5 protein-coding genes are annotated in these 5316 nt (G+C 56.7%); 3 read left to right on the top strand and 2 right to left on the bottom strand.

Annotation, left to right across the window (positions count from 1 at the left end; genetic code table 11):
- Together DFP98_RS39260 and DFP98_RS27335 are read right to left on the bottom strand one after the other, a co-directional pair.
- A partial coding sequence (locus tag DFP98_RS39260; RefSeq protein WP_181917973.1) for a Uma2 family endonuclease occupies positions 1 to 341 on the bottom strand: 341 nt, incomplete at its 3' end.
- Between the two features lie 144 nt (positions 342 to 485).
- Positions 486 to 1295, bottom strand: a complete 810-nt coding sequence (locus DFP98_RS27335; RefSeq protein WP_116063809.1) for an AraC family transcriptional regulator — start codon at positions 1293 to 1295, stop codon at positions 486 to 488.
- Between the two features lie 132 nt (positions 1296 to 1427).
- Between DFP98_RS27335 and DFP98_RS27340 the strand changes: the two genes are divergently transcribed.
- From DFP98_RS27340 to DFP98_RS40050, 3 genes are read left to right on the top strand one after another with little or no spacing between them, the layout of a single operon-like run.
- Positions 1428 to 2780, top strand: a complete 1353-nt coding sequence (locus DFP98_RS27340; RefSeq protein ID WP_116063810.1) for a glycoside hydrolase family 30 protein — start codon at positions 1428 to 1430, stop codon at positions 2778 to 2780.
- Between the two features lie 19 nt (positions 2781 to 2799).
- A complete protein-coding gene (locus tag DFP98_RS27345) occupies positions 2800 to 4263 on the top strand; it encodes a glycoside hydrolase family 3 protein (RefSeq protein ID WP_281275163.1) in 1464 nt (487 codons plus the stop codon).
- Entirely contained in the window at positions 4233 to 5015 is a 783-nt protein-coding gene (locus tag DFP98_RS40050) for a glycoside hydrolase family 3 C-terminal domain-containing protein (RefSeq protein WP_281275164.1), read from the top strand. Before DFP98_RS27345 ends, DFP98_RS40050 begins: the two co-directional genes overlap by 31 nt.
- Positions 5016 to 5316 lie beyond the last annotated feature (301 nt).

Consider the following 5316-nt stretch of genomic DNA (forward strand, 5'->3'; position numbering starts at 1 on the left):
TCAACGACCAGGTCGGGCGCACCTTCAACGCCATGCGGCTTAACGATATCGATGCGGCTGCGATGAATCATTAAAATGTCCGGTTGTACCACATTCACCTTGCTTAAAATGACATCAAACGGAGCGTAAAAGATTGCATAATCTGAACGACAGCTTTGTATTAAAAGTAGCAATAGCTCCCTGCTCAACGTCTGATGAACCGCCATCGGCCCCGGAGACATCAGCTCCATCACGCCGTCGATAATCTCATACCGGTTGCCGTCGTCCGGCATCGCCGCATAGTCGTCGTAGGTGACCGGCTGCTCGCGAATAACCGGCTCATCCGCTCTTTTCTTCTTCATTCCCGTATCCCTCCCCCGTATACGTAAAAAGCACCCGGCAAAGCCACACACGTATTGTGTTGGACTTTGCGAGGTGCTTCCCCAGCTTCTTTCTTCTATTATGTTAAATCGGCCGGAATCTGTCAAACCGCCGCGTCAGTCGGCTCAATCGTCCCCTGCCCGCCGCTTGCGATATGCCCCGGGAGAGATTCCGTATGCCGCGCGAAACACTCGATGGAAGTAGGTATAGCTGCTCAGTCCCGCTTCGTATGCGATCTGTTCAAGCGACAGAACGCTGTGCTCCAGCAGGCCGACCGCATGCGCCAATCGAAGCTGCTGCACATACTGCATCGCAGACATGCCGAAATGCTCTTTAAACAGATGCACAGCCCTGGATACGCTCAGCCCCGCTTGATCGGCAATCTCCTCCAGCCTTAGCGGCCGCAACGCATTCTCCTCGATATAGTTACGCATCCGAATCGCGTGAAAAGCCGCGACGGATTGCACTGACGGAGCTTCCTCCAATGCGCGGTCCAGAAGCCGCAGCAGCGTGCGGACAATCAGCGTAACGAGCTCGGGATTCCCGCCGTCCAGCCTTCTCTTTTCGAGAAAAAGCTGATGCCAGGTCGCTTTGATCCGCTCGTTCTCGGCAATTTTGCGCAGCGTCGGTCGCTTTTTTTCCGCCCACCACTCGTCCATGCCTTCTCCCGTACACAAAATAAAATAGTCGCCGCTGGGCTTCATTTTCGCTTCGCCGTGGGCGCCGATCCGCAGCTCGTAAATATCTCCCGGCCGGAACAGCAGTAAATCCCCCGGCATCAGATCGGTCATTTTCCCGTCGACGAGCGCCTGACATGTTCCTTCAAGCTGCAATCGGATAATATAGGTATCCAGTCCGTTGCGATACTCGTGCCTGAACGGCTCTTGATGCCTGGAATGGCCGCATAATTGAACGCTGATCCCGCCGATCCCCATTTTCCGACGCCTCACTTCCTCAAATCAGAACAATCAGATCGTATAGGTATACAATCATATTGTTTCTACAAATCGCGCCGCCATTCCTCCTATAATTAATCCTATAATGCATATCAATGGAGGTTATGGATCATGAGCCAAAGAAAGGTTAGAGTCATTCAAACCCGGCAGAGCTCTGAAGACAGATTGACGGAAAAGGCCCCCTTGAGCTTCCGACCGGACGAGCATGGCACTGAGATGCCGCTGATCAATATTTACGACGACCTGACCTATCAAGAAATCATCGGCTTCGGAGGCGCGATTACCGAAGCTTCCGCCGTAACGGCGGCCAAGCTTGGCGAGAGCAACCGCAATGAAATCATCAAATCCTATTATGACGAGCAGGACGGAATCGGCTACACGATCTGCCGCACGCATATTAACAGCTGCGATTTCTCCCTTGGCAATTACGCTTATGTAGAAGAGGAAGATCCGACGCTCGCCAACTTCGACATCAGCCGCGACAAGGAAACGCTGATCCCTTACATCAAGCAGGCTGCGGACACCGCGGGAGGCCGCTTCCTGCTGTACGCCTCCCCCTGGAGCCCGCCGAAGTGGATGAAGACGACCGGAGAAATGAACAACGGCGGCAAGCTGAAGCCGGAATATCGCGACGCATGGGCGCGCTACTATGTGAAATTCATCGAAGCCTATGAAGCGGAAGGCTTGCCGGTATGGGGATTGACGGTGCAGAACGAGCCTAAAGCAGTGCAGCGCTGGGACTCGTGCATTTATACAGGCGAAGAGGAACGGGACTTCGTCAAAAATCATTTGGGTCCGGCGCTGGAAGCGGCCGACCTGTCCCGCATCAAGCTGATGATCTGGGATCATAACAAGGAGCGGCTCTACGATCGGGCCAAAATCGCCTTCGAGGACCCGGAAGCTGCGAAATACATTTGGGGCGCCGGCTTCCATTGGTACTCGGGCGATCATTTCGAATCGCTGTCCGCTGTTCACGATCGTTTTCCCGACAAGCAGCTTGTCTTTACCGAAGGCTGCCATGAAGGCGGCGTCCAGCTCGGAGCCTGGAAAAGCGGCGAACGCTACGCGCATGACATCATCGGCAATCTGAACAACTGGATGTCCGCTTGGACGGATTGGAACATCGTGCTCGACGAGCAGGGCGGCCCGAACCATGTGGGCAACTATTGCGACGCCCCGATCATTGCCGACACGAAGACGGACTCGCTCACGTATCAGAGCTCTTACTACTACATCGGGCATTTCAGCAAATATATTCGCCCGGGCGCGGTGCGCATCGGCTGCACCAAATATACCGATAAGCTGGAGACGACCGCCTTCCGCAATACCGACGGCACGATCGCCGTCGTCGTGCTAAACCGGACCGACGAGACCGTTCCGTTCACTTTGCGCAGCAACGATGAACTAGCCGAGACGTCGATCCCGGCTCACGCTATTCAGACGCTGCTTTTCGCCAATCCATAATGAAGGAGACGATAGCCGCATGAAGAAATCCTGGATTACGCCCGAAATTCGCAGGAAGGCGCAGCGAATTTTGAGCGGCTTATCGCTGGAGCAGAAGGCCGGACAGATGACGCAATACGATTGGGGCTTTAACCCGATCAATCCCGATACCGGCCTATCCCAGAGGGATATGATCTCCGAGCAGATCGCTCAAGGTCTTGTCGGCTCGGTGTTTAATCTGGCCGGAGCCGAGGAAGCAAACCGGCTCCAGCAACTTGCCGTCGACAACGACGGCGATGGCCATGGCGTGCCGCTGCTGATCGGCCGCGACGTCATTCACGGCTATCGGACGGTGTTCCCGATTCCGCTCGCTCAAGCTTCCGCTTGGAATCCGGCACTGGCCGGGGCGACCGCTGAGGCGGCTTCGCGGGAGGCGCTGGCCGACGGCGTTGCATGGGTATTCGCCCCAATGATCGACGTTAGCCGCGATCCGCGCTGGGGAAGAATTGCCGAGAGCATCGGCGAGGATCCGCTGCTTGCGTCCGCGTATGCGGAAGCTTGGGTGAACGGCTCGCAAATCGGCAGCGATAACGGTGATGGAAACGGATCGGCCCCGGAAGTCGCCAGCTGTCCGAAGCATTACGCCGGGTATGGACTGGCCGAGGCTGGGCGCGACTACAACACGGTCGACTTGTCGGATCGCGTGCTGCGGGAAGTGATCCTCCCTCCGTTCCGCAAGGCAGTCGAAGCCGGAGCCCTAACGATTATGGCGTCGTTTAACGAGGTTAATGGGCTTCCCGCCTGCGCGAACCGCTACTTGCTGACGACAATCCTTCGCGAGGAGTGGGGCTTCGAGGGAGTTGTCGCCAGCGACTACAACGCCCTGCAGGAGCTGATCACGCATGGCGTCGCCGCAGACGAGGAAGAGGCGTGCCTGTTGTCCTTGCGTGCGGGGACCGACGTCGATATGGCGTCGGGAATTTACATTCGCCACCTTCCGAGACTCGTACGCGAAGGCAAAGTACCGGAAAGCCTCGTGGATGAAGCGGTGCTGCGAATATTGGCCTTGAAGCTGAAGCTTGGCCTGTTTGAGCGGCCGTATGTCTCCCCGAGTGAATATGCGACGGATTCGAGCCTGCCGGCCGAGCATATCGCCCTTGCCAGACAAGCGGCGCGCGAATCGATCGTCCTGCTGCGCAATGAGGGCGACGTTCTGCCGCTGAGTAAAACAACGTCTTCGATCGCCGTTATCGGACCGCTGGCTGACAGCTTTAAGGACCCGCTCGGCTGCTGGGCGTTCGACGGCAGGCCGGATGACGTTGTATCTGTATTGGAAGGTGTGAGGCAAGCGGCGGCTTCGACCGCTGTCGTATCGTATGCGAAGGGCTGCGAGGTCGACGGCGTTTCCGGTTCCGGTTGGGAGGAAAGCGAGCTTGCCGAGGCGCTGGAGGTCGCGGGCAAGCGGACGTTATCGTGTTGGCGCTCGGCGAAACGTTCGAGATGAGCGGCGAAGCGCGCAGCCGGACTAATCTTGATCTGCCGGGAGGCCAGAGACGGCTCGTCGAAGCCGTAGCCCAGCTCGGTAAACCAATCGTGGCCGTGCTTCTGACCGGACGTCCGCTCGCTATCCCATGGCTTCAGGATTACGCCGACGCCATCGTCCAAGCTTGGCATCTCGGCGTCCAGAGCGGCTACGGCATCGCCGACGTGCTGTTCGGCGACTACAATCCGAGCGGACGGCTTACCGTCACGTTCCCGCTGAACGTCGGACAAGTGCCGATCTACTACTATCGGAAGAAAACGGGACGACCTCCCGGAGGCGTATATACGTCGTATTATCTCGATTCGTCCACCGACCCGCTGTACCCGTTCGGCTTCGGACTAAGCTACACTTCATTTCACTATGGAGAAATCCGCTGCGCGAATCCGCAGGCAGCGCTCGGGGAGTCGTTTGAGCTGTCGGTCGAGGTGTCCAATACCGGGAGTCGCGAGGGAGAGGAAGTCGTCCAAATCTATATCCGGGACGAAGCGGCCAGCGTCACTCAACCGTTGAAGAAGCTCGTCGGCTTCCGGAAGGTCAAGCTAGGGGCGGGCGAGTCGATAGTGGTCGCCTTTACATTAGGCGCGGATGCGCTCGCCATCCTTGACGCCGATATGAACGTAACGGTCGAGCCGGGCGATTTCACCGTCTGGATCGGGCCTAGTTCAGCCGAAGGCGAATCCGTTCGCCTGACAGTCGAGGCTCCTGTTCAATAAGACGAAGGCTGGCCCATAAGCCAAACAAGCTGCTCCGAAAGATAATCGATGAACAAGGGGAACAGAAGAAAAGGAAAAAAGAGGATGTACCTCCTGGAGACTTAATGATTTGTGCGGTTTTTCCCACAAACGTCCGTCGTTTGAGCCTGGGTCGAGTTGATTTGTGCGGTTTTTCCTACAAACGTCCGCCGTTTAAGCCTGGGTCGGATGGCGTAAAATAAGTTGTGTAAGAACGGGTAGCGTCTAGCAGACGACAAAAAAGTAGGGTACTCTTGGGATTGTCGAAGTCACCAAGGAGGAA

Origin of the sequence: Cohnella phaseoli, assembly GCF_003386235.1 — a bacterium.
GTDB classification, from domain to species: Bacteria; Bacillota; Bacilli; order Paenibacillales; family Paenibacillaceae; genus Cohnella; species Cohnella phaseoli.

Bases quoted from the DNA above. Each gene is read 5' to 3' on its own strand.
- DFP98_RS27340 (WP_116063810.1), top strand. From the start codon at position 1,428: ATGAGCCAAAGAAAGGTTAGAGTCATTCAAACCCGGCAGAGCTCTGAA.
- DFP98_RS27335 (WP_116063809.1), bottom strand. From the start codon at position 1,295: ATGGGGATCGGCGGGATCAGCGTTCAATTATGCGGCCATTCCAGGCAT.
- DFP98_RS27345 (WP_281275163.1), top strand. From the start codon at position 2,800: ATGAAGAAATCCTGGATTACGCCCGAAATTCGCAGGAAGGCGCAGCGA.